The following is a 26,868-nucleotide window of genomic DNA, read 5'->3' as shown; positions in this document are numbered from 1 at the left end:
CAGCCCCTAGACGATTTCGGTGTCAAGGGTCACGGGCCCGGCCGGGGGACCTTCGTCGAGCAGCCTGCGGAGCAGCTCGGCGAGTCTGGTCGGATACACCGTCTCATGTGCCCGGGTCAGTTCCTGACACGTCCACCAGCGTGCTCCCGCGACACTTCGCCGCTCCAGCTCGGTCAGCCCCAGCGCCTCGACGGCCGTCTGGGTCGTACGGGCCAGGTAGTACCACTCGTCCTGGTCCCAGCGGCGGCCCGCGAACGGGAAGGAGCACATCCGCCGCCACAGCACCGGCCCGAGTTCCACCTCGGTGATTCCGGTCTCCTCGGCGAGTTCCCGCAGAGCGGCCTCTTCACGAGTCTCCTCGCCCTCGACGCCGCCACCAGGGGTGAACCACCAGTCGTCCGCCGGATCGTCCGGCTCATGGCCGTGCAGGAGCAGGATGCGGTCATCCGGATCGAGCAGCACCACCCTGGCGACCTTGCGCAGTCCGCCCTCGTAGGTGTCCGCCTGGGCCTCAGCGCGCACCCACGGGCTCCGTCCCGGCACGGGACCTGCGGCCTCCCAGCCGCTTGGCGATCGGGCCGTACGCGCCGCCGCCGAGCACGAGCACCGCACCGGCCACGATCAGGACCGTCATCGTGCGCAGCGGCCCCGGCGCGGAGATCGCCCCGAGCTTCTCGAAGCCCGTCGGCTGCTTCAGCAGGCCGTTCATGGGCCATACGACGGCGTCGACGCGGGCCGACACGGCGGACCGGGCGACCGTGCCGCTGGCGGCGTCCGTGAGGTGGGCGCTGGAGTCCAGGGAGCCCTGCCGCTCGTCGCCGAGGAGGAAGAGCCGGCCCTCGGGGACGGTCACGCTCGGGATGTTCTTCCACTCGGCCGCGCTGCCCTCGGGCAGATAGGGCTCGTCGATCTGCTTGCCGTTGACGGTCAGCTTGCCGTCCGTGCAGCAGGAGACGGTGTCCCCGCCGACCGCGACCACGCGCTTGACCACGGGGGCGTTGCTCACCCAGGTCTTGTCGGTGAAGACGACGACGTCGCCCCGGCGTATGTCGCCGCCGTCGATGCGCTGCGCGAGCACCCGGTCGCCGGCGCCGATGGTGGGCGCCATCGAGCTGGTGGGCACGGTGTACGGCCGGTAGACCACCGCTCCCCAGGCGAACCCGCCGAGGAACAGCACAAGGCCCAGCGCGACGGCCAGCCCGGACAGTCGCTGTCCGGTCCGGCTGCCCACCAGGCCCGTGTCGGTGCCGCCGCTGCGCGGGGCCGTACGTGTCGTGCTCTCGCCACCCATGAGTCCGCACCCTACCCGGCGGTACCGGACCCGGTCAGCCCCTTCTTCGGCGACCAAGGTCACCGACTCCGTAAAGGTTTCCCTAGGTCAACCGGGTCGGGCAGGGGAGGCGGGTCAGCGGGTGTGCGCCGGCTCGGTCTTCCGGCGCCGCCACAGCACCACCGGCACCGCGCCCGCCAGCGCGAGGCCCTGCGGGGCCACCGTCAGGGCGGCGGACGCCGAGGACTGGGTGTTCAGGCCGTCCTGGTCGAAGGTGTCCGGGACCGGCAGGGTGCCCCAGCGGTTGATCGGCCAGGCCTTCACGATGGCGCGTCCGACGACCTCGTCGACCGGGACCATGCCGTGGTACTTGTCGTCCTGGTTGTAGCGGGAGTCACGCGAGTTCTGGCGGTGGTCACCCATGACCCAGATGTAGCCCTCGGGCACCTTGACCTTGAACTGACCGCCCGAGTCGTCGACCGTGCACGGGGTGTTGCCCGGGTAGACGTACGACGTCTCGTTCAGCGCCTTGCCGTTGACCTTCACCGGGCCGGTGCCCTTGCACTCGACGGTGTCGCCGCCGACACCGATGACGCGCTTGATGAGGTCCTTCTCCTCGGCGGACGGCATCAGCCCGATCCAGCTGAGGAACGTCTGGATGGCGTTCGGGTCGGCCGTCGGCTCGCCCGCCAGCCACTGGGTCGGGTCGTGGAAGACGACGACCTCGCCGCGCTCGGGCTCGGAGCCGAACCACGGGGTGAGCTTGTCGACCAGGACCCGGTCACCCTGCTGGAGGGTGTTCTGCATCGAGTCCGAGGGGATCGAGAACGCCTGCACCAGGAAGGTCTTGATCAGCAGCGCCAGCACCAGCGCGATACCGATCAGGATCGGCAGTTCCTTCCAGAAGGAACGCGGCTTCTTCTGCTGGGGGCCCGAGCCTCCCGACCCGTCGGCCGAACCGCCCGACCCGTCGCCCGGGTCGCCCGGCCCGTCGCCCCCGGGCCGCGTCCGCTCGTCCGCAGCGGAGTCACTCCCGGAGGTCACGGCGCTGTCCGTGGCCGGGTCGGCGGCTTCCACGGGGCGCCCGCGGTGCTCCTCGCCGTCGTGCCCGGACCGTGCGCCAACCGCCACATCCCCCACGCCAACTCCTCACTCTGTGCCGCCGCCTGCCCCATGCGCGGCGCAGGCCCACTACTCCCATAACGAGCGGGAGTTCCGCAGGGCTCGGGAGTTGGATCGTTCCGTTCGGATCGTCCGGAGCAACCCTATGCGACAGTTGGGGAGCCGCAGTCGACCCGGAGGTCGAGTCGGTAATGGATGCGTATGTTTTCGGTTCGTCGAGGGTGTTCCAGCGGCCGAAGGGCCAGGCGATGACCATCGCCCGTCCCACCACCGAGTCCTCGGAGACCGTACCCCCGTAGTCGGTGTTCTGATGCGAGCGGGAGTCCGCGGAGTTGGCGCGGTGGTCGCCCATCACCCACAACCGCCCCTGGGGGACGGTGATGTCGAACGCGTCCTTGGACGGGGCGTTGCCCGGATAGAGGTAGTCGCCCTCGGTGAGCGGCACGCCGTTGACGGTGACCCGCCCTTGCGCGTCACAGCACTTGACCCGGTCCCCGCCGACACCGACGACCCGCTTGATGAGGTCCTTCTCGTTGTCGGACGGCAGCAGGCCGATGAAGGTGAGCCCTTCCTTGACCTGCTTGATGACGACGGGGTCTTCCTTCTTCGTCGTCGTCTGCTCGTCGTTGAGCCAGCCGCCGGGGTCCTTGAAGACCACGACGTCCCCGCGCTGCGGCTTGGAGCCGAACCACGGGGTGAACTTGTCGACCAGGACGCGGTCGCCGATCTGGATCGTCTGCTCCATGGAGCCCGACGGGATCACGAAGGCCTGCACGAGGAAGGTCTTCAGCACCAGGGCTATGAGCACGGCGACACCGACGAGGAGCGGTATCTCCTTGAGGGCGGAACGCCGTCGGCGCCGCTTGACCTTGCGTTGCAGCTTGCGCCGCTCCGCGCGCGTGCGACCGCCGGCGGGGCTGGCGGCGCGCCGCGCGCCGGTGGGCAGAAGGTTGTCGGCGGCGCCGGCCGGCACTCCGCGCGGTTTGCCGCGGTTACCCATCGGCACCGTCCGCGGCGGGCACGCGCGCGTAGGCGTCGGGTCGGTGCAGCCGGGTCCAGTGCGCGGTCGGCCATACGATCCAGTCGGCGCGGCCGATGACCTCGTCGACCGGGATCATGCCGCCGCCGGGCGAACCGAGGTGGTCGCGGGAGTCGCTGGACTCCGCGCGGTGGTCGCCGAGGACGAAGAGGGTGCCGTCGGGCACGACGACATCGAAGGCCACCGAGGACGGACCGTCACCGGGGTACAGGAACGTCGACTCGTCGACCGACCGGCCGTTCACCTCGATCCTCCCCTTCTTGTCACAGCAGACCACGTGGTCTCCCCCCACCCCCACAACGCGCTTGATGTAGTCCGCATCCCCGAAATACCCGGTTCCGTCGAACACCACCACATCCCCGCGCCGCGGCTCGGCACCGAAACGGTACGCCAACTTATTTACGAGAACCCGGTCCCCGATCCTCAATCCGTTTTCCATGGATCCGCTGGGAATCTGGAAGGGTTGCACCACGAAAGCGTTGAGGAGCAGCAAAAACACCAGGCAGAACAGTGCGGTCAGCGTGATCCGCCCACCGGGCAGCCACTCGGTGATCCGCGACACCAACGCGAAACGCGACCGTCCCTCCTGACCCTCTGTGTCCGAGATCTCCTCGGAGTCGGAAGGGCGGGAGGAGCGGTCGCGCTCCGTCTGCTGTGCTTCGGTGTCCATCGGGGCCAGATGTTATCCGGCCCCTCTGTGGACCCCGGAAGGCGAGATCAGTTCTCGCGCTTCTCCTTGATCTTCGCGGCCTTGCCGCGCAGCTCACGCAGGTAGTACAGCTTGGCGCGACGCACGTCACCGCGGGTGACGAGCTCGATCTTCTCGACGATCGGGGTGTGCACCGGGAAGGTGCGCTCGACGCCGACGGAGAACGAGACCTTGCGGACCGTGAAGGTCTCGCGGACACCGGCGCCCTGGCGACGGATGACTACGCCCTTGAACTGCTGCACACGGGAGCGGTTGCCCTCGATGACGCGCACGTGGACGTTGACGGTGTCACCCGGGCGGAAGGCCGGGATGTCGGTGCGCAGCGACGCGCTGTCGACAGAGTCGAGCAGGTGAGACATTTCGTCTGCTTTCTTCGCCCATGCCACAGGTCATAAGCGGGAGATAGGTGTTTCGTGAGGAGCTGTCCGTGTCGGGGCGGGCGTCGTGTCCCCCTGTGGCAGGGGCGCACACCGGACGACGCACAACAGCGCCCTATTCTTCCACGCCCTCGACCCGACGCCAAAATCGGCCGTACGGCTCCCCCGCCGGATCGGGCGCCCAGCCCAGGATGGAGAGCATCTCGCGGTCCTTCTTGTCGAAGGCCTTCGGGTCGCAGCGCTCGATGAGGTCGGGCCGGTTGGCCGTGGTCCGCTTGAGCGCCTCGTCGCGGCGCCAGCGGGCGATCTTGCCGTGGTGGCCGCTGAGCAGGGTCTCCGGGATCTCCCGGCCGCGCCAGGCGGGCGGCTTGGTGTAGACGGGCCCTTCCAGGAGGTTCGCCATCGCGCCGGGCGCGAAGGAGTCGTCCCGGTGGGACTCGGCGTTGCCCAGGACGCCGGGCAGCAGCCGCGCCACGGCCTCCGTGACGACCAGGACGGCCGCCTCGCCGCCGGCGAGGACGTAGTCGCCGATGGACACCTCGTAGACGGGCATCCGGGTCGCGTACTCGTCGATGACGCGGCGGTCGATGCCCTCGTAGCGGGCCGGGGTGAAGACCAGCCAGGGCCGCTCGGAGAGCTCGACGGCCAGCTCCTGGGTGAAGGGCCGTCCGCTGGGCGTGGGCACGATGAGCGCGGGCGCGTGGGAGCCCGTCTCATAGCCCTCGGCCAGCACGGAGTCCAGCGCGTCCCCCCAGGGCTCGGTCTTCATGACCATGCCGGGGCCGCCGCCGTACGGGGTGTCGTCGACGGTGTTGTGGCGGTCGTAGGTCCACTGACGCAGATCGTGGACGTTCACCTGAAGCTGCCCACGCGCGCGTGCCTTGCCGACGAGGGAGACGTTCAGGGGTTCCAGGTACTCGGGGAAGATCGTGACGACGTCGAGGCGCATTACGACTCGTCTCCGGAGTCCCGCGTGGACGCGATCTCGGCCTGGTCGTCGATCAGCCCCGGCGGCGGGGTGATGACCGCCCGCTGCTCCTCCAGGTCGATCTCGGTGACGATCGACTCGACGAACGGGATCATCACCTCACTGCCGTCGGGCCGCTCGACGATGAAGAGATCCTGCGAGGGCAGATGCGAGATCTCCGTGATCCGGCCGACCTCCACACCGTCCGCGGTGACCACGTCCAGGTCCATCAGCTGGTGGTCGTAGTACTCGTCCTCTTCCTCCGGCAGCTCCTCCGGATCCACCTCGGCGATCAGGAGGGTGTTCCGCAGGGCCTCCGCGCCGGTGCGGTCCTTCACGCCCTCGAAGCGCAGGAGGAGACGGCCGCTGTGGACCCGGCCGGTCTCGATGGTGAGAGGGCCGGTGGCGGCGGGGTCCGTGAGCAGTACGGCACCGGGAGCGAGCCTGAGCTCCGGCTCGTCGGTGCGGACCTCCACGGTGACCTCGCCCTTGATGCCGTGAGCACGGCCGATGCGAGCGACTACGAGCTGCACTGTGCTTGTTCTCCTGTAGGTACGACTACGGGCCGGGGACGGCCCAGTGGCCCTCCCCGGCCCGAGCCGGTGCTGTGTTATCAGCGTGTTGCGTCAGCGGACGTGGTCTACGTCGACGAGGTCGACGCGGACACCGCGGCCGCCGATGGCGCCCACGACGGTACGCAGAGCGCGTGCGGTGCGGCCGTTGCGACCGATCACCTTGCCGAGGTCGTCGGGGTGGACCCGGACCTCCAGCACACGCCCGCGGCGCAGGTTGCGCGAGGCGACCTGCACATCGTCAGGGTTGTCGACGATGCCCTTCACGAGGTGCTCGAGAGCCTCCTCGAGCATGCTCAGGCCTCGGTCGACTCGGACTCGGCCGCGGCCTCGTCCTTCTTCTCAGCCTTCTTCTTCTGGGTGATGGCCTCACCCTTGCCCTCGTCGTCGCCGCCCAGGGCGTCGAAGACGGGACGCGCGGCCTTCGGCGCGGCCACGAGCAGCGGAGCCGGGGCGGGCAGGCCCTTGAACTTCTGCCAGTCGCCGGTCAGCTTCAGGATGGCGAGGACGGGCTCGGTCGGCTGCGCGCCGACACCCAGCCAGTACTGCGCACGCTCGGTGTCGACCTCGATGCGCGAGGGGTTCTGCACCGGGTGGTACAGGCCGATCTCCTCGATCGCACGGCCGTCACGGCGAGTGCGGGAGTCGGCGACGACGATGCGGTAGTGAGGCGAACGGATCTTGCCCAGACGCTTCAGCTTGATCTTGACTGCCACGGGAGTGGGTTCTCCTGGTTTTGACGTGGTTGGGCACGGCGAGATTGCCGCGTGGGGTTGCGGTACCCGAGTGCCCGATGGACGCGTCAGCCGGAGGCGAGAGGGTTCCTGTGCGGCTGTCGAGTACAGCTAGCCATTGTGCCACACCCGCAGGGTCGCGTCGGACCGAGGCCGCGCCAGGGCATGCCGGAGGGGCACCCGGCGCGGCAGGGTGCCCCACGTGGTGTTCCGGCACCCACGAGACGCCGGTACGCCACCGGTCGCGGTTACGCGGCCCCGACGACCTCGGGGATCCGGAACGGCTTGCCGCAGCCGCCGCAGACGATGGGCGCCTGCGCCAGCACCGACGGGACGACCCGTACGTTGCGGCCGCAGTCGCACACCGCCTTGACCCGGACGCCGCCGCCGGACGAGCCGTGGCGGGCGGCCGGGCCGCGGAAGGAGCGGGCGGTGTCGGCGGAGGTGGCTGCGGTGTGGGCCTTCAGGGCCCGCTGGAGCCGCTCGATGGTCGGGCGGTAGCGGCGCTTGGCCTCGGGGTTGAGCGTGACCAGCGAGAAGCCGCTGCTGGGGTGCGGCTCCTCGGGGTGGTCCAGGCCCAGCTCCTCGGCGATCGCGAGGAATCTCCGGTTGTGGTAGCGGCCGGCGCGGGAGGTGTCGCGGACGCCGCGGGAGGCGGCGATCCCATGGACTGCCTCGTGGAGCAGTCGCTCGAAGGAGAGTTCGTGCCCGCACGCGGACGACGACTCCCCGATCAGGGACTCTGGCGCGGCGAGGTCCGGCAGCTCGGGGTGGTACCGCTGAATGTCGGCCCACGCCTGTGCCAGCTCGGCGGCGAGAACAGGTGGTGTCTGTGTCGTGCTCACGTAATGACAACGAGCCGGAGTGCCCCAGTGTTCCGATTCCGGGCCATCCCAAATAATTTGCACGTACCCGTCAGTTGCCGCTGATGCGTCCTGACGAGGGCGGGTGCGCTGATCTGCGGAGAAGCCTCACAGCTCCTACCAAGGCGGTACGTAGGCTGATATACGCCCCGGCACGTAGACGGTGTCCGCGCGCCGGGACGACTGTGGTCCGCGGATGCGCAAGAGGCGTTTCGGTCGCTCTCCCGCCGGAAGGACCCTGCTTCAGTAAGCGCGCGCGACGACCGCGACGTTACCCGGCGCCTTGTCCTCGACGGGGACCGACCCGTCCTCGGCGACCAGACACCGTACGGTCACCGCGTGCTCGGCCAGCCTGGCCTCGCCTTCTTCCCCGAGGATCGCCCATGGGATGCGCGCCCAGCCGCCGGCGGTCGCGGCCGCCACCGCCTCCTCGATCGTCGACACGTCCGCCGTACGGGACTCCCGGCGCTCGCGGGACTGCGCCAGCAGCAGCGCCTGATCCTCTTCGAGGATCGTGGGGAGGAGCGCTGCCAGGGCGTCCAGGGCAACCGGCTCCTTGCCTCCCGGGATCCGCCGCGCCAGCATCGCGGTGCCGTTCTCCAGGTCACGGGGGCCGACCTCGATGCGGACGGGCACGCCCTTCAGCTCCCAGTCGACGGCACGGCGCCCGAAGGGGATGTCCGTGCGGTCGTCGACATGGACGCGTACGCCCGCCGCGGCCAGTTGGTCGCCCAGGGCGCGGACCTTGGCCAGAACCGCCTCGTCGTCCTTGATCGCGAGGACCACGGCCTGGATCGCCGCCAGCCGGGGCGGCACCCGCAGTCCGTTGTCATCTCCGTGAGTCATGATGAGGCCGCCGACCATCCGGGTGGAGGAGCCCCAGGACGTCTGCCAGACGAGTTCCTGCTTGCCCTCCTTCGACAGGTACCGCGTGTCGAAGGCCTTCGCGAAGTTCTGGCCGAGCTCGTGGCTGGTGCCCATCTGGAGGGCCTTGCCGTCGCCCATCATCGCTTCGAGGGTCAGGGTGTTGATGGCACCGGCGAAGCGCTCGCTCGCGGTCTTGCGGCCCAGCACGACATCGATGCCGAGGACGTCGACCATGAAGTCGGCGTACACCTCCTTGTGGATGTGCGCCGCGTACTCCCGGGCCTCCTCGTAGGTGGCGTGCGCGGTGTGGCCCTCCTGCCAGAGGAACTCCGTGGTGCGCAGGAACACGCGCGGGCGCATCTCCCAACGCACCACGTTCGCCCACTGGTTGATCAGCAGGGGCAGATCGCGGTAGCTCTGCACCCACTTGGAGAAGTAGTCGTTGATGATCGTCTCGGAGGTGGGCCGCACGACGACGGGCTCCTCCAGCTCCTTGCCGCCGCCATGGGTGACGACGGCGAGCTCGGGCGCGAAGCCCTCGACGTGCTCGGCCTCCCTGGACAGATACGACTGCGGGATGAAGAGCGGGAAGTACGCGTTGGAGGCACCCGCCCGCTTGATACGGGCGTCCATCTCGGCCTGCATCCGCTCCCACAGACCGTAGCCGTACGGTCGGATGACCATGGTGCCCCGCACCGGGCCGTTGTCGGCCAGCTCCGCCTTGCTGATCAGTTCCTGGTACCAGCGCGGGAAGTCGTCCGCGCGGGGCGTGAGTACGGGTGCCTTTGCCATGGCGCGATGGTACGGGCCCACGTTGCCGGGATGTGAAATCTTTTCGCCCGCACAGCCAACCCACAAGCCGGGCCCCTCGGCCTCTGGACGAGCGGTCGAGTGCGGAGTTACCTGGCATACGGGGGGAGTGCGAGCGCATGTCACGGGGGCTGTGGAATCGGGCACGGCAGTAACTCTCGGCGGATTGGGGCGCTTTCGATGACACCTACGCTCGTGCGGCAGCACCTGACTCATACGGGTGAGGCGACCCGTGTGGACCCGTGTGCACGCGCGCGTGACTGGTCCGAGATCCAGGAGCGGATGCTGGTCCCGCTCTACGAGGCCGTCTACGAGCGACTCGAAGTGGGCACCGGCACACGGCTCCTTGCCCTCGGCTGCGGCAGCGGACTCGCGCTGCTGATGGCGGCGTCCAAGGGGGCCGCGGTCACCGGTGTCGACTCCTGCTCCCCCGAGCGACTGGCCCTCGCGCGGGAGCGGCTGCTGCCCGAGACATGGGGCGCACGCGCGCGCGTGGACACCCGGCTCGTCGACGGTCACCCTCAGGACGCGGCCGACGCGGAGACGCCCGCGTACACCCTGGTGACCGCTTTCGAGCCCATCGGGTGTCTCGCGGGCGACTCGGAGGGGCTCGGCGGGCTGCTCGCGGCCGCGACGCCGCTCGCCGAGCGGGGGGCGCCCGTGGTGCTCGCCGGCTGGGGTCCGCCGGAACGCTGCGCCACGTCGTCCGTGCTGCGGGTGGCCACGAAGCTGGCGGATCCGCTGCGCGGCACGGGCAGTTGGCGCCCCGCCCTTCGCGACGACCTGGAGGAGGTCGCCCAGCGGGCCGGGCTGAAGCCGGACGGCTCCGGCCGGGTGGCCTGCCCCTTCGGGTACGCCGACCTCGACAGCGCGCTGCGGGGGCTGCTGTCGACGGGCCTGTTCGACGCGGCGATCTCCGCGACGGACCAGGCACAGGTCGACAAGGAGGTCACGGAGGCACTCCACCCGTACCAGCGCCGGGACGGGACGGTGTGGATGCCGAATGTGTTCCGCTACCTCATCGCGCGCGTCCCCTGAAGGACCGCGTCCCCTGAGGAACCGCGTGCCCTGAAGAAGCGCATGAGGCCTACGCGTCGTCCTTCGTCAGCCGGGTGATCCCGGCGATCCGGTACGCGTCCGCCTCCTCCAGTGTCTCGTTCTCCAGGAGGGCCTGGGCGAGGGCGTCCAACTGGCCGCGGTGGTCGCGGAGTTTGCGGCACGCCTCCTCGTAGCAGTCGTCGACGATCCGCCGCATCTCGTCGTCGATGACGTCGAGGGTCTGCGGGGCGGCCGAGAGCCCGTACGCCTGCTGGGCGTCGCTGGGGAGCGCCGAGAGCCTGCCCACCCGCTCGCTCATCCCCCACCGCGCCACCATGCCGCGCGCGATGTTGGTGACCTGCTCCAGGTCGTTCTCCGCACCCGTGGTGACCACGCCGTAGATGACCTGCTCGGCCGCCATCCCGCCGAGCGCGCCGATGATCCGGCCGCGCAGGTACTCCTCGGTGTACGCGTACTTGTCGGCGTCCGGCGTCGACAGCGTCACGCCGAGGGCCCGTCCGCGCGGCACGATGGTGATCTTGCGGACGGGATCGGCGCCCGGCTGGAGCATGCCGAGGAGGGCGTGCCCGCTCTCGTGGTACGCCGTCCTGCGGCGCTCCTCCTCGGGCATCACCAGGGGCCGTTCGGCGCCCAGTTGGACCTTCTCCAGCGCCTCCGAGAGGTCGGTCTGCGTCACCCGCTCCTGCTTGCGCTTGACGGCGAGCAGGGCGGCCTCGTTGGCGAGGTTCGCCAGTTCGGCGCCGGTCATCCCCGGGGTCGTACGAGCGACCTGGGCGAGGTCGACACCCTCGGCCATCGGGATGTCACGGGTGTGGATCTCCAGGATCGCCTCACGGCCGCCCCGGTCCGGCGGCGAGACCATGACCACCCGGTCGAAGCGGCCGGGACGGGTCAGGGCCGGGTCCAGTACGTCGGCGCGGTTGGTGGCGGCGATGACGATGACACCCTCCGAGCCCGAGAAGCCGTCCATCTCCGTCAGGATCTGGTTGAGGGTCTGCTCACGCTCGTCGTGGCCGCCCATCCCGGAACCGCCGCCCCGCGCCCGCCCGATGGTGTCGATCTCGTCGATGAAGATGATCGACGGGGCCACCTTGCGGGCCTCGGCGAACAGTTCACGCACGCGTGAGGCGCCGACACCCACGATCATCTCGATGAACTCGGAGGCCGACGCCGAGAAGAAGGGCACCCCTGCCTCACCGGCGACGGCCCGCGCGAGCAGCGTCTTTCCGGTGCCGGGCGGCCCCGCGAGCAGCACACCGCGCGGCATCTTCGCGCCCATGCGGCGATACGCGTCCGGGTTCTTCAGGAAGTCGACGACGTCGTTGAGCTCGCCCTCGACCTCGTCGATGCCCGCCACGTCCGCGAAGGTCGTGCGCTTCTTGCCGGCCTCCAGCTCGACCGGCTTGGGCGGCGCCTTGCGCCCCAGCATCCCGCCCGCGCCGCCCATCCCCGCGCTCATCCGGCGCGCGATGAAGACCCACAGCACGACCAGGAGCAGCATCGGGGCGAGCGCGATCAGCAGATTGGCCAGAAAGCTCCGGTGCTGGACCACCGGTTCCGCCGTGACCGTGACCTTGTTCTTGGTCAGGTCCTCCCAGAGCTGGTCGTCCGCGAAGGTCGGCCGCTCGGTGTTGAACTTGGTGTACTTCCCGTCGCCCTCCGGGTTGTCCTGCTCCTTCTTGAGCTGGCCCTGGATCGCGTCACCCTTGGCGTAGATCTTGCTGACGTTGCCCGCGTCGACCTGCTCGCTGAACTCCGTGTAGGAGATCGTGGGCTCGTCGCCCTCGTTGAAGTACGACAGCACGAGGTTGGCGATCAGATAGACGATCAGCGCGGTGAGCAGCAGGCTCCACCAGCCCCCGCGCGGCCTCCGTCCGCCCGACGGCGGCTTCGGCGGCTCCTCCGGGGTGCCCTCGGTACGCCAGGGCTGGTCGGGAGACTTCCGCGACGGCGCAGGGTTGGTCATATCCGGACGTTACGACAGGAAACCGGCGCTGGCATGTGCGCTTACGACGCCGGGGGCACCCCTTGCGACAAGGAGCGCCCCCGGCGTCGTACGAGAACGAACCGTCAGCCCATGAACTTCTTGAACTCGTCCGGCAGCTCGAAGTCCTGCGGAGCCTGCTGGCCCGGGACACCGAAGGCGTTGCCGCCCTGTGCGGCGGCGGCGCGGCGCGCGGCCTCCTCCTGCTCCTGCTGCTTGCGCTTCATCGGGTTGCCGGAGCGCTGCTTGCCCTTGGCCTGCTTGGGCTGCTTCTTGGTGCGGCCGGGGCCGCCGCCCATGCCCGGCATCCCCGGCATCCCGGGCATGCCGCCGCCCTGGGCCATGCGGGACATCATCTTGCGGGCCTCGAAGAACCGCTCGACCAGGCCCTTGACCGCGCTGACCTCGACACCGGAACCCTTGGCGATACGGGCGCGGCGGGAGCCGTTGATGATCGTCGGGTCCTGGCGCTCGCCCGGGGTCATCGACTTGATGATGGCGGCCGTGCGGTCGACGTCCCGCTCGTCCAGGTTGTTGATCTGGTCCTTGATCTGGCCCATGCCCGGGAGCATGCCGAGCAGCTTGCTGATGCTGCCCATCTTCCTGACCTGCTCCATCTGGGCCAGGAAGTCGTCCAGGGTGAAGTCCTGGCCCTTCTTGGACGCCAGCTTGGAGGCCATCTTCTCGGCCTCTTCCTGGCTGAACGTCTTCTCCGCCTGCTCGATCAGGGTGAGCAGGTCACCCATGTCGAGGATGCGGGAGGCCATCCGGTCAGGGTGGAAGGCGTCGAAGTCGTCGAGCTTCTCGCCGTTCGACGCGAACATGATCGGCTTGCCGGTGATCTGCCGGATCGACAGGGCCGCACCACCGCGGGCGTCACCGTCGAGCTTGGAGAGCACCACACCGTCGAAGCCGACCCCGTCGCGGAAGGCCTCGGCGGTGTTGACCGCGTCCTGGCCGATCATCGCGTCGACGACGAAGAGGATCTCGTCCGGGGAGACCGCGTCACGGATGTCCGCGGCCTGCTGCATCATCTCCTGGTCGATACCGAGGCGGCCCGCGGTGTCGACGATGACGATGTCGTGGACCTTGGACTTCGCGTGCTCGATGGAGTCCTTGGCGACCTTGACCGGGTCACCGACGCCGTTGCCCGGCTCCGGCGCGTACACGGCCACGCCGGCGCGCTCGGCGACCACGCTGAGCTGGTTCACGGCGTTCGGACGCTGGAGGTCGGCGGCGACGAGGAGCGGCGAGTGGCCCTGGCCCTTGAGCCAGTGGCCGAGCTTGCCCGCGAGGGTGGTCTTACCGGCACCCTGGAGACCGGCCAGCATGATGACGGTCGGCGGCTGCTTGGCGAAGCGCAGGCGCCGGGTCTCGCCGCCGAGAACTGTCACCAACTCGTCATTGACGATCTTGAGAACCTGCTGGGCAGGGTTCAGCGCCTTGGAAACCTCGGCACCCATCGCCCGTTCCTTGACGTTCTTGATGAACGTCCGGACGACAGGGAGGGCCACGTCCGCTTCGAGAAGTGCGATGCGGATCTCGCGCGCCGTGGCGTCGATGTCCGCCTCGGACAACCTGCCCTTGCCGCGGAGATTCTTGAAAGTCGCGCTGAGGCGGTCGGAGAGGGTATCGAACACGGTGGCGTCGGTCCTCGAAGTCGGGGAAAGTGGGTCGCCCTCCAGAGTATCTGGCCCGGCAAGACAATCGTCCCCGCCTGCTGCATCCAGCGGACGGGGACGGAAACCCCTGCGTCAGCGGGGAGCAACCAAGGATCGTGATGAGCTCGTCGTTCACGATCGGAACACCCCCGCAGCTGCGGGGAGCACGTCCGCCTAACGAACAAGCAACCGCAAGGTCACGCCCGCAGCGTCTCCTCCAGCTTGCGCGCCACGCTCGCCGCCTCGTCGCCCGGCAACGGAGCCCCCTCGGGCCCCGTGACGTAGAACGCGTCCACCGCATTGGCGCCCAGCGTCGACACATGCGCGCTGCGGACCCGTACGTTCGCGTCCTCCAGGGCCCGGCCGATGCGGTGCAGCAGGCCCGGGGCGTCATGCGCGCGCACCTCGATGACCGTGGCCAGGCGGGAGGCCGCCGGAGCGACCGTCACGCGGGGCGGGGGCGCGACCACGCCGCGGCGGCGCGGGTAGGCGGCGTCGCGTTCGGCCAGGCGGCCCGCGATGTCGAGGGAACCGTCCAGGGCCCGCACCAGGTCCGCCCGCAGGCGCGCGGCCTGCGGCAGGGAGCCGTACTCCGCAGCGACCCGCCAGTTCAGCAGCAGGACCGAGCCCTCGACGCCGTCCGGGAGGTCCTGGGCGCGGAGTTCGGCGGTGCGGACGGTCAGGCGGTGCATGGCGAGGACGCCGGCCACGGCGGGCAGGACGCCCGGCTGGTCGGGTACGGCGATGAGCAGCTCCACGCCGAGGGGCTCGGGGTCCCCCGGCGGCTGCTCCCCCTCCGCGAGAGCCGGCGGCTCGGTCTGCGCGCGCAGCGACAGCACCGGGCTGCCCGTGGCGATCGCCTCGATGGCGAGCCGCTCCTGCTCCGCCGTCGGCGCCGCCGCCTCGGGCTCGTCGAGGTCGTCCCCGGCGAGCACTGCCGCGACCCGCTTGACCAGGTCCGCCACGAGCGAACCTCGCCAGGAGGACCAGGCGGCCGGACCGGTGGCCAGCGCGTCCGCCTCCGTCAGCGCGTGCAGCAGCTCAAGGGTGCCCTGCGAGCCGACCGCCTCGGCGACCGAGCGGACCGTCTCCGGGTCCTCCAGGTCACGCCGGGTGGCGGTGTCCACGAGCAGCAGGTGATGCCGTACGAGCGTGGAGAGCACCGCCACGTCCTCGCGGTCGAAGCCGATCCGCGCGGCCACGTCCTTGGCGATGATCTCGCCGGCCACGGAGTGGTCGCCGGGCCAGCCCTTGCCGATGTCGTGCAGGAGCGCGGCGACCAGCAACAGGTCGGGGCGGTGGACGCGCCGCGTGAACTCGGAGGCGCGGACCGCGGTCTCGATGAGGTGGCGGTCGACCGTCCAGATGTGCACGGCGTTGCGCTGCGGGCGGCAGCGCACCCGCTCCCAGTCGGGCAGCAGGCGGGTGATCAGGCCCTCCGCCTCCAGCGCCTCCCAGACGTCGATCGTCGGGGTGCCGGAGCCGAGCAGGGTCACGAGCTGTTCGCGTGCCTCGGCGGGCCAGGGCGTGGGCAGGGGGCGCGCGTTGGCGGCCATGCGCCGTACGGCGTGCAGGGAGAGGGGCAGTCCGGCCTGTGCGGCGGCGGCCGCGGCGCGCAACGGCAGGACGGGGTCGCGCTCGGGGCGCGCGGCGCGGGCGAGCACCACCTCGCCGTCCTGCTCGACCACGCCCTCGGCCAGCGGGGAGCGCTCGGCGACCGGCTTGCCGCCCCCGAGCATGGCGCGCAGACGCGGCCGCACGGCGCGCGATCGCAGCACGCGCCCCACCTCGCGCCAGGTGACATCACTCGCGTACGACACGACCCGCGCGGCCTCGTACACCTGCCGCAGCAGCGTGTCCGCGTCGAGGAGTCCGAGCTCGGCGGCGACCTGGTCCTGCTCCTGGAGCGCGAGCCGGTCGGTGGCGCGCCCGGTGGTGAGGTGGAGGGCGTCACGGACGTCGAGGAGCCGGCGCCGGGCGTCGTCGAGGCCCTCGCGCGGGGCGTCGGCCAGCCAGGAGGCGGCGACGGCGCGCAGGGCGGTGGCGTCGCGCAACCCTCCGCGCGCCTCTTTCAGATCCGGCTCCAGCAGGTACTGCAACTCGCCCTGGCGCTCGGCCCGCTCGGCGCACAGTTCCTGGAGTTCGGGGAGACGCTTGGGCGCCTGGTTGCGCCAGTCGGCGAGGACGGCAGTGCGCAGTCCGGCGGTGAGGCCGAGGTCGCCGGCGAGGTGGCGGGCGTCCAGGAGACCGAGTTGGACTTTCAAATCCTCCCCGGCGGTCTTGCGGGCCTCGACCGGGGTGCGCACCGAGTGGTCCAGGGCGAGCCCCAGGTCCCACACCGGGTACCAGATCCGGTCGGCCAGCGCCGCGACCGCGCCGGAGTCGCCGCCGTCGTGCAGCAGGAGCAGGTCCAGGTCGCTGCGCGGCGACAGCTCACCGCGCCCGTAGCCGCCGACGGCGACCAGGGACACCCCGCGCAGCCCCTCGGCACCGGCGCCGAGGACACCGGCGTTGAACAGCCCCGACAGCCAGTCGTCCGTCAGTTCGGAGAGGGCCGAACGGCGCGGCGGCCCGGACCGCGCCCCCTCGGTGAGGAGGCGCAGCCGGGCCGCCGCGTAGCCGCTGGGTCCCGAGTCTTCTGCTTCTTTACGCACGTCCGTACTCGACACCCAGCAGCTCCTGTTCTTTTCTGTCAGAGCGCGTCGGGGCCGCGCTCGCCGGTCCGGACCCGTACGGCCGTCTCGACCGGCAGGGACCAGACCTTGCCGTCACCGATCTTGCCGGTGCGGGCGGCCTTGACGATGACGTCGATCAGCTGCTCGGCGTCGTCGTCCTCGGCCAGGACCTCGATACGGATCTTCGGGACCAGGTCGACGGTGTACTCGGCACCGCGGTAGACCTCGGTGTGACCCCGCTGACGACCGTAGCCGCTCGCCTCGGTGACCGTCAGGCCGTGGACCCCGAAGGCCTGGAGGGCTTCCTTGATCTCGTCGAGCCGGTGCGGCTTGACGACGGCGGTGATGAGCTTCATGCGTCCACCTTCTTGCTCGCAGCTTCGGCGGCCGGGGCCGCGACGGCCTTGGCGGCGCCGCCACCGGCACCACTGAAGTCGTATGCGGTCTCGGCGTGCTCGGCCTGGTCGATACCGGCGACCTCTTCGTCCTCGGTGACCCGCATGCCGAGGGTCTTGTCGATGAGGAAGGCGAGGATCGCGGAGGCGATCAGGGAGTAGGCGAGGACGCCACCGACACCGGCGAGCTGCTTCCACAGCTGGTCGAAGGTGTGGTCACCGTAGAAGACACCGGCCGCCTCCGACTGGCCCTTGCCGCTGGCGAAGAAGCCGATCAGGACCGAGCCGACGACACCGCCGACGAGGTGGACACCGACGACGTCGAGCGAGTCGTCGTAGCCGAACTTGTACTTCAGGCCCACGGCCATGGCGCACAGGACACCGGCGATGGCGCCGACCGCGATCGCGCCGATCGGGGTGACCGAACCACCGGACGGGGTGATGGCGACGAGGCCCGCGACCGCGCCGGAGGCGGCACCGAGGGTGGTGAACGCGCCGTGGCGGATCTTCTCGTAGATGAGCCAGGCGAGCATGGCGGCGGCGGTGGCGACCTGCGTGTTGACGAACATCAGGGTGCCGACGCCGTCGTCGTTGCCGAGCCACGAACCGGCGTTGAAGCCGAACCAGCCGAACCACAGGAGACCGGCGCCGAGCATGACCAGCGGAAGGCTGTGCGGGCGCATCGGGTCCTTCTTGAAGCCGACGCGCTTGCCGATGACCAGGATCACGCCGAGCGCCGCGGCACCCGCGTTGATGTGGACCGCCGTACCACCGGCGAAGTCGATGACACCCAGGTCGAAGGCCCAGCCGCCGGTGCCCCAGACCCAGTGGGCGACGGGGAAGTAGACGACGGTGGCCCACAGGGCGATGAACAGCGCCCACGCGGAGAACTTCACACGGTCGGCCAGCGCACCGCTTATCAGGGCCGGCGTGATGATGGCGAACATCAGCTGGAAGACCATGAAGGCCAGGACCGGGATGTTGTACGGGAGCCAGAGGTCACCCTTGTCGATCCCGCTGAGACCGACGAAGTCCGACGTCCAGCCGATCAGGCTGCCCTTGTCGGCGCCGAAGGCGAAGGAGAAGCCGTACAACACCCACAGGATGGTGATGATCCCCATGCTGATGAAGGACATCATCAGCATGTTCAGGGTGCTCTTGACGCGGACCATGCCTCCGTAGAAGAAGGCCAGGCCCGGAGTCATGAGCAGCACCAGGGCGGAACAGATAAGCATGAAGCCTGTGTTGGCGGGCGACAGCTCTACGTCTGCCGCCAGCGTGATGGCTGGTGCCATCGGCGTCTCCTCGTCGTAAGTACGGCCCCGTGCGGGCGAAGCCTGAGCGGATTGAGGGGTGGGCCGGTTATGCGCCCTGAGATTGCAGCAGCGCGGTTTCGGTCGAAGCCCCTCGTTGTTTCGCCGCCGTGACGAAGAGGTTCTGGGTGTTACGCGTCGATGAACTGCCTGATGTCCGGCAGGGGGATCGTTATCGTGGCGCAACCTTCGGTGAAGGGAAAAGAACCGGCCGCGGCGGCCTTCCGATGACCTGGCATGGGGGAGCCGAGTCGGGCAGTTCGGGAGGGCCGGCCGCGGCCGGGGCTCAAGGGATTCCTGCGGATGTCAGACCGCTTCGGCGGTCTCCGGGAGTTCCACCGCCAGCTTCTCGGTGAGGTCGATGACCTCACCGAGATCACCGAAATCGCGTACGGCCGTGTCGACCGTCTTTCGGATACGAGTGTTGACCCGCTCCGAGCGGACCTTCTTGGCGACGAACATCGCCTCCTCGGCCAGCACCGCGCTCCGCTCGGGCTCGCGCTGGAGCAGGTGCACGGTGGCCATGCCGATCAGATTGAGTGCGTACGACCGCTGATGCTCGGTGTCCTTGGCGAAGAGCTCCACGGCCCGCTGCATCACGGGCTCGGCCAGCGAGGCGTACGTGGGGCTGCGGCCGGCGACATAGGCCAGGTCGCGGTAGGAGTGGCTGTTCTCGCCGTGCAGCTCGGCCTCGGAGAAGAAGCGGATCCAGTCGGGGTCCGGCTCGTCCCACTCGTCGGCCTCGGAGAAGGTGTCCTCGGCCATCCGGACGGCGCGCTTGCACTTCCCCGGCTGCCCCATGTTGGCGTAGGCGCGGGCCTCCATCGCATACAGCATCGCCTGGGTGCGCGGGCTCGCGCAGTCCCGGCTGCCGTACTGCGCGAGATGGATCAGTTCAAGAGCGTCGTCGGGCCGGCCGAGGTGGATCATCTGACGGCTCATGCTGGACAGCACGTACGAGCCCAGCGGCTTGTCGCCCGCTTCCTTGGCCGCGTGCAGGGCGAGCACGAAGTACTTCTGGGCGGTGGGCTGGAGTCCCACGTCGTACGACATCCAGCCCGCGAGCTCGGCCAGCTCGGCGGCGACCTTGAACAGCTTGCGGGTGGTGGCCTCGGGCTGGGGTTCCTGGAGGAGGTCGGTCACCTCGTGCAGCTGGCCGACGACCGCCTTGCGGCGCAGACCGCCGCCGCACTGGGCGTCCCACTGCCGGAACATCACGGTGGTGGACTCCAGGAGGTCCAGCTCAGGCTTGGAGAGCCGGCCGCCCCGGCGGGCCGCGGCCGACGGCTCGGGCTCGTGATGGGCGGCGGACGGGCCGGGGACGAGCCAGCGCTGCATGGGCTCGATGAGGGACGGGCCCGCGGACAGGGCCAGCGAAGTCCCGAGGAAGCCGCGCCGCGCCAGCATCAGGTCGCTGCGCGAGAACTCGCTGAGCAGGGCCACGGTCTGCGGACCCGTCCACGGCAGGTCGACCCCGGACACGGACGGTGACTGGCGGGCCGCGCGCAGGCCGAGATCCTCGACCGAGACGACACAGCCGAACCGCTCGGAGAACAGCTCCGAGAGGATCCTGGGGATCGGTTCGCGTGGATTCTCGCCGTCCAGCCAGCGGCGGACGCGCGAGGTGTCGGTGGAGATGTGATTGGCGCCCAACTGGCGGGCACGGCGGTTGACTTGGCGGGCGAGTTCGCCCTTCGACCAGCCGCTGCGCACGAACCACGAGGTGAGCAGCTCATTGGGGCGCTTGTCGCCGTTCGCCGCGCTGCCGGCGCCCGTTCCGCTTCCGCCGTTGCCGCTCACTGGAACGCCCCCATCCCTGAGACCACTTGTCGCTGAGTGCGCCAAGCCCTATCAGAATGCCGGTAAATACGGCTGCCCGTCCGGTACTTCTCACCCTTCGAACGGGATGCCGAGTTGCCTCCGGCATACCCACGAGTGCATGTGCCCCCAGGACTCGTGCACACAAAGTAATCCTACGATCACCCCTCCAGCCATGGCGATCCCGGAAACGCCACCATTCGCCACCCCTTCGAATGAACTCACGGTCGCCCGCACGCGATTCACTTGACATAGGACGGCCGGGAGTGGGCGGAGCGGTGCACTCAGGGGCGCACGAAGCCGGGCGCACCACCCGGGGCGCTTCCGGGCGCGGAGTGGACATGTGCGGAGTGGACATTCGACATACCGCTCAGGTCACTTTCCGTGCCCGTCTCGTAACCACCGGTGCGTCGGACCCGTTGGAGGGGGCATGGGCTTCACGATCGGCAGCAGTCGGGGGATCCGCGACATCCGGTCCTCCTCGCGTCGCCGCGGCCGCTCGTCGGAGTGCACCGCCGTGGCCGAGTTCACCGGGCTGTGGGGCTGGGACGTGGTCCCGGGCGCCAGGGCCGCCGCGGGCGCGTGCTCCTGCGGCCGGGCGGACTGCCGGGCACCGGGCGCGCATCCCCTCGGCTTCGCACCGGAGGTGCCCGCGGGCGCGACGCTGGACGAAGTGACCGGCGCCTGGGCCGAGTTCCCCGGCGCGTCGGTGATGCTGCCGGTCGGCCGCGCCTTCGACATCATCGAGGTCGCCGAACCCGCCGGCCGCCGCGCCCTGGTCCGCCTGGAACGCATGGGCCTCCCGGTCGGCCCGGTGACGGCCACCCCCGAGGGCCGCGCCCACTTCTTCGTCGCCCCGGGCGCCGCCGCCGAACTCCCCGAACTCCTCTACCGCATGGGCTGGGACGACCCCACTTCCCTGGACCTCCGCGGCCTGGGCCCGGGCACGTACATCACGGCACCGCCGTCGGACCGAGGAGGCCTGGGCCCGGTGCAGTGGCTGCGCTCGCCGGCCCTGGACTCGGCGACGAAGCCACCCGCTGCGCGGCTGCTGCTGGGGACGCTGGCGTACGTGGCCCATCGGTCCCGCGCATAGACGTACACAGCGAAGTGCCCGCTCCCAACTGCACCTTGGGGGCGGGCACTTCTTCGCATGCGGTTCGGCAGCGCGCCCCAAAGGGGCGCGGGGAACTGCGCGACAAGCCACGACGAAGCCGCAGACAACCACGGCCTATCGCTCGCTCACTCTCCGATCAGCGCATCCACGAACGCCTCCGGCTCGAACGGCGCCAGATCATCCGCACCCTCACCGAGCCCCACCAGCTTCACCGGCACCCCCAGCTCCCGCTGGACCGCCACGACGATGCCGCCCTTGGCCGTACCGTCGAGCTTGGTCAGCACGATGCCCGTGATGTCGACGACCTCGGCGAAGACGCGGGCCTGCACGAGACCGTTCTGCCCTGTCGTCGCGTCCAGCACGAGCAGCACCTCGTCGAGCGGCGCCTGCTTCTCCACGACCCGCTTGACCTTGCCGAGCTCGTCCATGAGCCCGGTCTTGGTGTGAAGGCGGCCCGCGGTGTCGATCAGCACGACATCCGCACCGATCTCCTTGCCCTCCTTCACCGCGTCGAAGGCGATGGAGGCGGGGTCACCCCCCTCGGGACCGCGCACGGTGTGGGCCCCGACCCGGTCGCCCCAGGTCTGGAGCTGATCGGCGGCGGCGGCACGGAAGGTGTCGGCGGCACCGAGGACGACGGACCGCCCGTCGGCGACCAGCACGCGCGCGAGCTTGCCGGTGGTGGTGGTCTTGCCGGTGCCGTTGACGCCGACGACCATCACGATGCCGGGCTTGCTGGTCTCCGGCTCGGTCTTCACGGTCCGGTCGAAGTCGGTGCCGACCAGCTTGAGGAGCTCCTCGCGCAGCAGCCCGCGCAGCTCCTCGGGGGTCCGGGTGCCGAGCACCCGCACGCGCTCGCGCAGACCGTCGACCAGCTCCTGGGTGGGGGCGACGCCGACGTCGGCGGTGAGGAGGATGTCCTCGATCTCCTCCCAGGTGTCGTCGTCGAGGTGCTCGCGCGAGAGCAGGGTCAGCAGGCCCTTGCCGAGCGCGTTCTGCGAGCGGGAGAGACGGGCGCGCAGCCGCACCAGGCGGCCGGCGGCGGGCTCCGGGACCTCGATCTCGGTCGGCGGGAGCTCTTCGACGACGGGGGGTTCCTCGACGGCGACGGAGCCGTCGGGAAGGTCCACCTCCTCTATCGTGCGGCGCGGTTCGTCGCGCGGCGTCTCGGCCTCGTCGCCGACGTGCGGCTCGGCCGGAGGGGCGGTGATGTCGGGCGCTGCGGGAGGCGGCGGGGGCAGCGGCTTCTTGCGTCGGCTGCCGACGACGAGCCCGCCGAGCACACCGAGCACGACCACGGCGATGACTACAGCAAGGATGATTTCCATAACCCGCCCAGTATCGGCCATGGGTCCGGGCGGCACCCAGCCTGTGGATTCCTCCAAGCACCACTAGGGACAAAAGCCACTTAAGTGGATTAGTGACACTAAAGTACGATGGCTCCTCATGAGCGGTCTCGAAACCCACGGCCTTGAGCCGATCCCCCACTCCGAGCGCACCGCCCGCACCCGCGAACTCTTCCCCACCTGGGTCGCCGCCAACATCAGCGTCCTGCTCCTGACCATGGGCGCGACCCTGTCCGTGTCGTACGGCCTCAACTTCTGGCAGGCCCTGGTGGTGGGCATCGCGGCGCCGATCGTCTCGTACGGTCTGGTCGGTCTGATCGGCATCGCCGGCAAGCGCGGTGGCGCCCCCGGTATGGCGCTGTCCCGCGCGGTCTTCGGGCCGCGGGGCAATCTGCTCCCCGGCTCACTGATCTGGATCGCCCGCTGGGGCTGGGAGACGATCAACGCGGTGACCGGCGCCTACGCGCTGCTGACCGTCCTGGACATCTGCTTCGGCATCCAGAGCAACACAGCCCTCATCGTCATCACCCTCCTCCTCTTCGTGATCACGACGTTCGCGATCTCGGGCCTGGGCATCAAGGCCGTCCAGCGGTGCAACACCTGGGCGACCTACCTCTTCGGCGCCTTCTCCGTCCTCGTCCTCGGCTATCTGATCGTCGAGACGGACTGGGGCAAGGTCTTCGGGCAGAGCGCGGGACCGACCTCGGCGATGATCGCGGGCGTGGGTCTGATCGCGGCGGGCGGCATCAGCTGGGTGCCCTCGGCCCCCGACTTCACGCGCTATCTGCCGCCCTCGGCGTCCTCGTCGGCGATCGTGCGCAACACGGTGGGCGGCGCCGGGATCGTCGTACTGCCCATGGTCCTGATGGGCCTGGTGATGGCGTCGGCGACCCCCGATCTGGCCTCCGCCTCGGACCCGGTGTCGTTCCTGGGCGAGATCCTCCCGCTCTGGCTCGCGGTCCCGTACCTCCTCATCGCCCTGATCGGCACCCTGCTGATCAACTCGATGTCCATGTACTCGGCGGGCTTCACCGCGCAGACGCTCGGCTTCAAGGTGCCGCGCCACTGGGCGGTCTCGGTCAACGCGGCGATCTCGCTGATCTTCGGCAGCGTCCTGATGCTCGCCGCGACCGGCTTCATGGGCCCCTTCATCACCTTCCTCTCCCTCCTCGCGGTGGCCTTCTCGGCCTGGCTCGGCGTCTTCGGCGTCGACATGCTGCGCCGGACCTCGTACGACGCCGAGGCCCTCCTCGACACGACACCCACCAGCGCCTACTGGTACCGGGGCGGCTTCAGCCCGGCGGCGGTGGCGGCCTGGGCGGTGGGGCTCGGCACGGGTCTGCTCTTCACCGCATCCGACTGGTTCACGGGCCCGCTGGCCTCGAACAACCCGATCGGCGAGTACGGCCTCGGCTGGGTCGCGACGATCGCGGTCTCGGGCCTGCTGTACGCGGTACTCCCCAAGCCGGCGGTCCCCGGGAAGAAGACCCCCGTCGAGGAGCCCGCGGCCATGGCCATCTGACGCCCCGTCAGCTAGCGTCCCCCTCCACCGCCCAGCGCACCGAGGGGGACCCCATGCCCGTAACGGTCGTACGCTTCAACCTCGTCGAGCCCGACGCCACCCCCGCCTCCCTCCGCGCCCGCTACAAAGCCGCCCTGGAGATGGCCGCGTACGCCGACCAGCACGGCATCACCCTCGTGCAGACCGAGGAACACCACGGCGTCGCCAACAACTGGCTGCCCTCCCCCTTCGCCTTCGCGGGCGCGGTCTTCGGCGCCACCGAACGCCTCGCCGTCACGGTCTCGGCGGTCATCGGCCCGCTCCACGACCCGCTCCGCCTGGCCGAGGAGATCGCGGTACTGGACCTGCTGAGCGGCGGCCGTCTGGTGACGGTCGTGGGCATCGGCTACCGCCCCGAGGAGTACGCCCTCTTCGACGTGGAGTGGAAGCGGCGCGGCCGGATCCAGGACGAGGTGCTGGAGACGCTGCTCAAGGCGTGGACCGGCGAGGAGTTCGAGTACCGCGGCCGTACGGTACGCGTCACCCCGCGCCCCTTCACCGACCCGCACCCCCTGCTCCTGGTCGGCGGCTCCTCCCAGGCCGCCGCGCGCCGGGCCGCCCGGCTGGGGCTGCCGTTCTTCCCCAGCGCGCATCTGCCGGAGCTGGAGGCGTACTACAAGGAGCGGCTCGTCGAGTACGGCACCGAGGGCTGGACCATGATGCCCGCGGCCGAGACCCCGCTGCTGCACATCGCCGAGGACCCGGACGCGGCGTGGGCCGCGTACGGCTCCCATTTCCTGCACGAGGCCCGGACGTACGCCTCCTGGCAGTCCGGGGACATCCGGTCCGCGGTGAAGTCGGGGGCGACGAGCGTGGAGGAGCTGCGCGCCGAGGGCGTGTACCGGATCCTCACGCCGGAGCAGTGCGTGGACCAGGGGCTCGACAACCTCGTACTGCATCCGCTGGCGGGCGGGATGCCGGTGGCGGAGGGGTGGCGGAGTCTGCGGCTGTTCTGTGAGGACGTCCTGCCGCGGCTCGGCGGCTGATCCCCCGGACACGGAGACGGACACGACACCGCCGCCCCGGCTCGGGCAGTGGCCGAGCCGGGGCGGCGGTGAGGGTTACGGGGAGAGGGGCAGCGGGGATTGGGCCCTTCTCCCCGAGTTGGTGGGGGCCGCTCAGCCCATCTCCTCCAGCGCCTTGCCCTTCGTCTCCTTGACGTACTTGAGGACGAACGGGATGGAGAGCGCGGCGAAGACCGTGTAGATCACGTAGGTCGCGGAGAGGTTCCAGTCGGACAGGGACGGGAAGCTCGCGGTGATGGCCCAGTTGGCGATCCACTGCGCGGAGGCGGCCACGCCCAGGGCGGCGGCGCGGATCTTGTTCGGGAACATCTCGCCGAGGAAGACCCAGACGACCACACCCCAGGACAGGGCGAAGAAGAGGACGAAGACGTGGGCGGCGATCAGGGCGGTCCAGCCCTGCGCGGCCGGGAGCTTGCCGTCGACCAGGTCGAAGGAGAACGCCCAGGCCTCCAGGCCGAGGCCGATGACCATGCCGACGGAGCCGATGAGGGCCAGCGGCTTACGGCCGACGCGGTCGACGAAGATCATGGCGATCACGGTGCCGACGATGTTGATGATCGACGTCGTGAAGGAGTAGAAGAACGAGTCCGTCGGGTCGACACCGACCGACTGCCACAGCGTCGAGGAGTAGTAGAACGCGACGTTGATGCCGACGAACTGCTGGAAGACCGAGAGGCCGATACCGACCCAGACGATCGGCTTGAAGAAGAAGCTGCCGCCGAGCAGGTCCTTGAAGGTGGACTTGTGCTCGCTGTGCATGCCCTGCTCGATCTCGGTGACGCGGGCGTCCAGATCGATCTGCTCGCCCTCGACCTCCTTGAGGATCTCGCGGGCGCGCTCGTGCTTGCCGACGGAGATCAGGAAGCGCGGGGACTCGGGGATGGCGAAGGAGAGCAGGCCGTAGAGGACGGCCGGGACCACCATGACACCGAGCATGACCTGCCAGGCCTCCAGGCCCATCAGCTTGCCGCGCTGGTCGCCGCCGGCCGCGTTCAGCAGGCCCCAGTTGACCAGCTGCGAGATGGCGATGCCGATGACGATCGCGGCCTGCTGGAAGGAACCGAGACGGCCGCGGTACGCCGGCGGGGCGACCTCGGCGATGTAGGCGGGGCCGATCACGGAGGCCATACCGATGGCGAAACCGCCCACGACCCGCCAGAAGGCCAGGTCCCACAGCGCGAACGGCAACGCCGAACCCACCGCGCTGACCGTGAAGAGCACGGCCGAGATCTGCATGCAGCGGATACGGCCGATCCGGTCCGCGATCCGGCCGGCGGTCGCGGCGCCGATGGCACAGCCGATCAGGGCGATGGCGATGACCTGCGCCAGCGCCGCGGAGCCGATGTCGTAGCGGTCCCGGATGGCTTCGACGGCGCCGTTGATCACGGAACTGTCGTAGCCGAAGAGGAAACCGCCCATCGCGGCCGCCGCCGCGATGAAGATCACGTGCCCGAGATGCTCGGGCTGAGCCGACCTGGCTCCTGACTGGGACGCCTGCGCTGTGCTGGTCACGTTCAACTCCTAAGGCCATCGGCAACGCTGCCTGAAGGCAAGAACAACGATGCAGACCTTATGCCTTCAAGT

At 69.9% G+C, this 26,868-nt stretch carries 24 protein-coding genes; 4 read left to right on the top strand and 20 right to left on the bottom strand.

Annotated elements, in window-relative coordinates:
- Positions 1–6: 6 nt before the first annotated feature.
- The 12 genes from ABZ928_RS16485 to proS form a co-directional block, all read right to left on the bottom strand.
- Positions 7–522, bottom strand: coding sequence for an NUDIX hydrolase (locus ABZ928_RS16485; protein WP_361518730.1), 516 nt, complete (start codon positions 520–522; stop codon positions 7–9).
- Entirely contained in the window at positions 512–1,291 is a 780-nt protein-coding gene (gene lepB, locus ABZ928_RS16480; protein WP_361518728.1) for a signal peptidase I, read from the bottom strand. The genes ABZ928_RS16485 and lepB (ABZ928_RS16480) overlap by 11 nt, the downstream gene beginning before the upstream one ends.
- Positions 1,292–1,405: 114 nt before the next feature.
- The gene (gene lepB, locus ABZ928_RS16475) at positions 1,406–2,410 is read right to left on the bottom strand and encodes a signal peptidase I (protein ID WP_361518726.1); all 1,005 of its coding nucleotides are present in this window, start codon (positions 2,408–2,410) and stop codon (positions 1,406–1,408) included.
- Positions 2,298–3,392, bottom strand: coding sequence for a signal peptidase I (gene lepB, locus ABZ928_RS16470; RefSeq protein ID WP_361518724.1), 1,095 nt, complete (start codon positions 3,390–3,392; stop codon positions 2,298–2,300). Before lepB (ABZ928_RS16470) ends, lepB (ABZ928_RS16475) begins: the two co-directional genes overlap by 113 nt.
- Positions 3,385–4,101, bottom strand: a complete 717-nt coding sequence (gene lepB / locus ABZ928_RS16465) for a signal peptidase I (protein WP_361518722.1) — start codon at positions 4,099–4,101, stop codon at positions 3,385–3,387. Before lepB (ABZ928_RS16465) ends, lepB (ABZ928_RS16470) begins: the two co-directional genes overlap by 8 nt.
- A 47-nt stretch (positions 4,102–4,148) precedes the next feature.
- On the bottom strand, positions 4,149–4,499 hold the full coding sequence (gene rplS / locus ABZ928_RS16460; RefSeq protein WP_361518720.1) for a 50S ribosomal protein L19: 351 nt from the start codon (positions 4,497–4,499) through the stop codon (positions 4,149–4,151).
- 133 nt (positions 4,500–4,632) lie between these two features.
- Positions 4,633–5,466, bottom strand: a complete 834-nt coding sequence (gene trmD / locus ABZ928_RS16455; protein ID WP_361518718.1) for a tRNA (guanosine(37)-N1)-methyltransferase TrmD — start codon at positions 5,464–5,466, stop codon at positions 4,633–4,635.
- Positions 5,466–6,017, bottom strand: a complete 552-nt coding sequence (gene rimM, locus ABZ928_RS16450; RefSeq protein WP_361518716.1) for a ribosome maturation factor RimM — start codon at positions 6,015–6,017, stop codon at positions 5,466–5,468. Before rimM ends, trmD begins: the two co-directional genes overlap by 1 nt.
- A 93-nt stretch (positions 6,018–6,110) precedes the next feature.
- On the bottom strand, positions 6,111–6,350 hold the full coding sequence (locus ABZ928_RS16445) for an RNA-binding protein (protein WP_003973401.1): 240 nt from the start codon (positions 6,348–6,350) through the stop codon (positions 6,111–6,113).
- Between the two features lie 2 nt (positions 6,351–6,352).
- Positions 6,353–6,772 (bottom strand): 30S ribosomal protein S16, encoded by a 420-nt coding sequence (rpsP, locus tag ABZ928_RS16440; RefSeq protein ID WP_361518715.1) that lies wholly within the window; start codon positions 6,770–6,772, stop codon positions 6,353–6,355.
- Positions 6,773–7,038: 266 nt separating this feature from the next.
- Positions 7,039–7,635 carry a hypothetical protein gene (locus tag ABZ928_RS16435; RefSeq protein WP_171143234.1) on the bottom strand — a complete coding sequence of 199 codons (597 nt, stop codon included), beginning with the start codon at positions 7,633–7,635 and terminating at the stop codon, positions 7,039–7,041.
- Positions 7,636–7,896: 261 nt separating this feature from the next.
- Positions 7,897–9,312 carry a proline--tRNA ligase gene (gene proS / locus ABZ928_RS16430; protein ID WP_361518713.1) on the bottom strand — a complete coding sequence of 472 codons (1,416 nt, stop codon included), beginning with the start codon at positions 9,310–9,312 and terminating at the stop codon, positions 7,897–7,899.
- Positions 9,313–9,510: 198 nt separating this feature from the next.
- Between proS and ABZ928_RS16425 the strand changes: the two genes are divergently transcribed.
- A complete protein-coding gene (locus tag ABZ928_RS16425; RefSeq protein WP_361518711.1) occupies positions 9,511–10,368 on the top strand; it encodes an SAM-dependent methyltransferase in 858 nt (285 codons plus the stop codon).
- Between the two features lie 49 nt (positions 10,369–10,417).
- Here ABZ928_RS16425 and ftsH read toward each other — a convergent pair whose 3' ends face one another.
- From ftsH to ABZ928_RS16395, 6 genes are all read right to left on the bottom strand, one after another.
- Entirely contained in the window at positions 10,418–12,355 is a 1,938-nt protein-coding gene (ftsH, locus tag ABZ928_RS16420; RefSeq protein ID WP_361518709.1) for an ATP-dependent zinc metalloprotease FtsH, read from the bottom strand.
- A gap of 104 nt (positions 12,356–12,459) precedes the next feature.
- The gene (gene ffh, locus ABZ928_RS16415; RefSeq protein ID WP_361518707.1) at positions 12,460–14,013 is read right to left on the bottom strand and encodes a signal recognition particle protein; all 1,554 of its coding nucleotides are present in this window, start codon (positions 14,011–14,013) and stop codon (positions 12,460–12,462) included.
- 218 nt (positions 14,014–14,231) lie between these two features.
- Positions 14,232–16,703 carry a [protein-PII] uridylyltransferase gene (locus ABZ928_RS16410; protein ID WP_361518705.1) on the bottom strand — a complete coding sequence of 824 codons (2,472 nt, stop codon included), beginning with the start codon at positions 16,701–16,703 and terminating at the stop codon, positions 14,232–14,234.
- 23 nt (positions 16,704–16,726) lie between these two features.
- The gene (locus ABZ928_RS16405) at positions 16,727–17,065 is read right to left on the bottom strand and encodes a P-II family nitrogen regulator (protein ID WP_003997576.1); all 339 of its coding nucleotides are present in this window, start codon (positions 17,063–17,065) and stop codon (positions 16,727–16,729) included.
- Positions 17,062–18,399, bottom strand: coding sequence for an ammonium transporter (locus ABZ928_RS16400; RefSeq protein ID WP_361518703.1), 1,338 nt, complete (start codon positions 18,397–18,399; stop codon positions 17,062–17,064). The genes ABZ928_RS16405 and ABZ928_RS16400 overlap by 4 nt, the downstream gene beginning before the upstream one ends.
- A 324-nt stretch (positions 18,400–18,723) precedes the next feature.
- A complete protein-coding gene (locus ABZ928_RS16395; RefSeq protein ID WP_361518701.1) occupies positions 18,724–20,217 on the bottom strand; it encodes a hypothetical protein in 1,494 nt (497 codons plus the stop codon).
- 448 nt (positions 20,218–20,665) lie between these two features.
- On the opposite strand from ABZ928_RS16395, the gene ABZ928_RS16390 reads away from it, so the two are divergent.
- Complete coding sequence (locus ABZ928_RS16390; RefSeq protein ID WP_361518700.1) at positions 20,666–21,331, top strand: bifunctional DNA primase/polymerase; 666 nt, start codon at positions 20,666–20,668, stop codon at positions 21,329–21,331.
- Positions 21,332–21,477: 146 nt separating this feature from the next.
- Here the strand turns inward: ABZ928_RS16390 and ftsY are convergent, their stop codons facing one another.
- Entirely contained in the window at positions 21,478–22,680 is a 1,203-nt protein-coding gene (gene ftsY, locus ABZ928_RS16385; protein WP_361518698.1) for a signal recognition particle-docking protein FtsY, read from the bottom strand.
- Positions 22,681–22,798: 118 nt separating this feature from the next.
- Here ftsY and ABZ928_RS16380 point away from each other — a divergent pair, with 118 nt between their 5' ends.
- Complete coding sequence (locus ABZ928_RS16380; protein ID WP_361518697.1) at positions 22,799–24,220, top strand: cytosine permease; 1,422 nt, start codon at positions 22,799–22,801, stop codon at positions 24,218–24,220.
- Between the two features lie 53 nt (positions 24,221–24,273).
- Positions 24,274–25,245 (top strand): LLM class flavin-dependent oxidoreductase, encoded by a 972-nt coding sequence (locus ABZ928_RS16375; protein WP_361518695.1) that lies wholly within the window; start codon positions 24,274–24,276, stop codon positions 25,243–25,245.
- A 132-nt stretch (positions 25,246–25,377) separates the two neighbouring features.
- Here the strand turns inward: ABZ928_RS16375 and ABZ928_RS16370 are convergent, their stop codons facing one another.
- Positions 25,378–26,796 carry a sugar porter family MFS transporter gene (locus tag ABZ928_RS16370; RefSeq protein ID WP_361518693.1) on the bottom strand — a complete coding sequence of 473 codons (1,419 nt, stop codon included), beginning with the start codon at positions 26,794–26,796 and terminating at the stop codon, positions 25,378–25,380.
- Positions 26,797–26,868: the final 72 nt, after the last annotated feature.

This window comes from Streptomyces sp. NPDC046909 (assembly GCF_040644695.1).
Classification (GTDB): Bacteria; Actinomycetota; Actinomycetes; order Streptomycetales; family Streptomycetaceae; genus Streptomyces.
The sequence above is the reverse complement of the archived record's forward strand: the minus strand, read 5'-3'. Positions and strand labels throughout refer to the sequence as shown.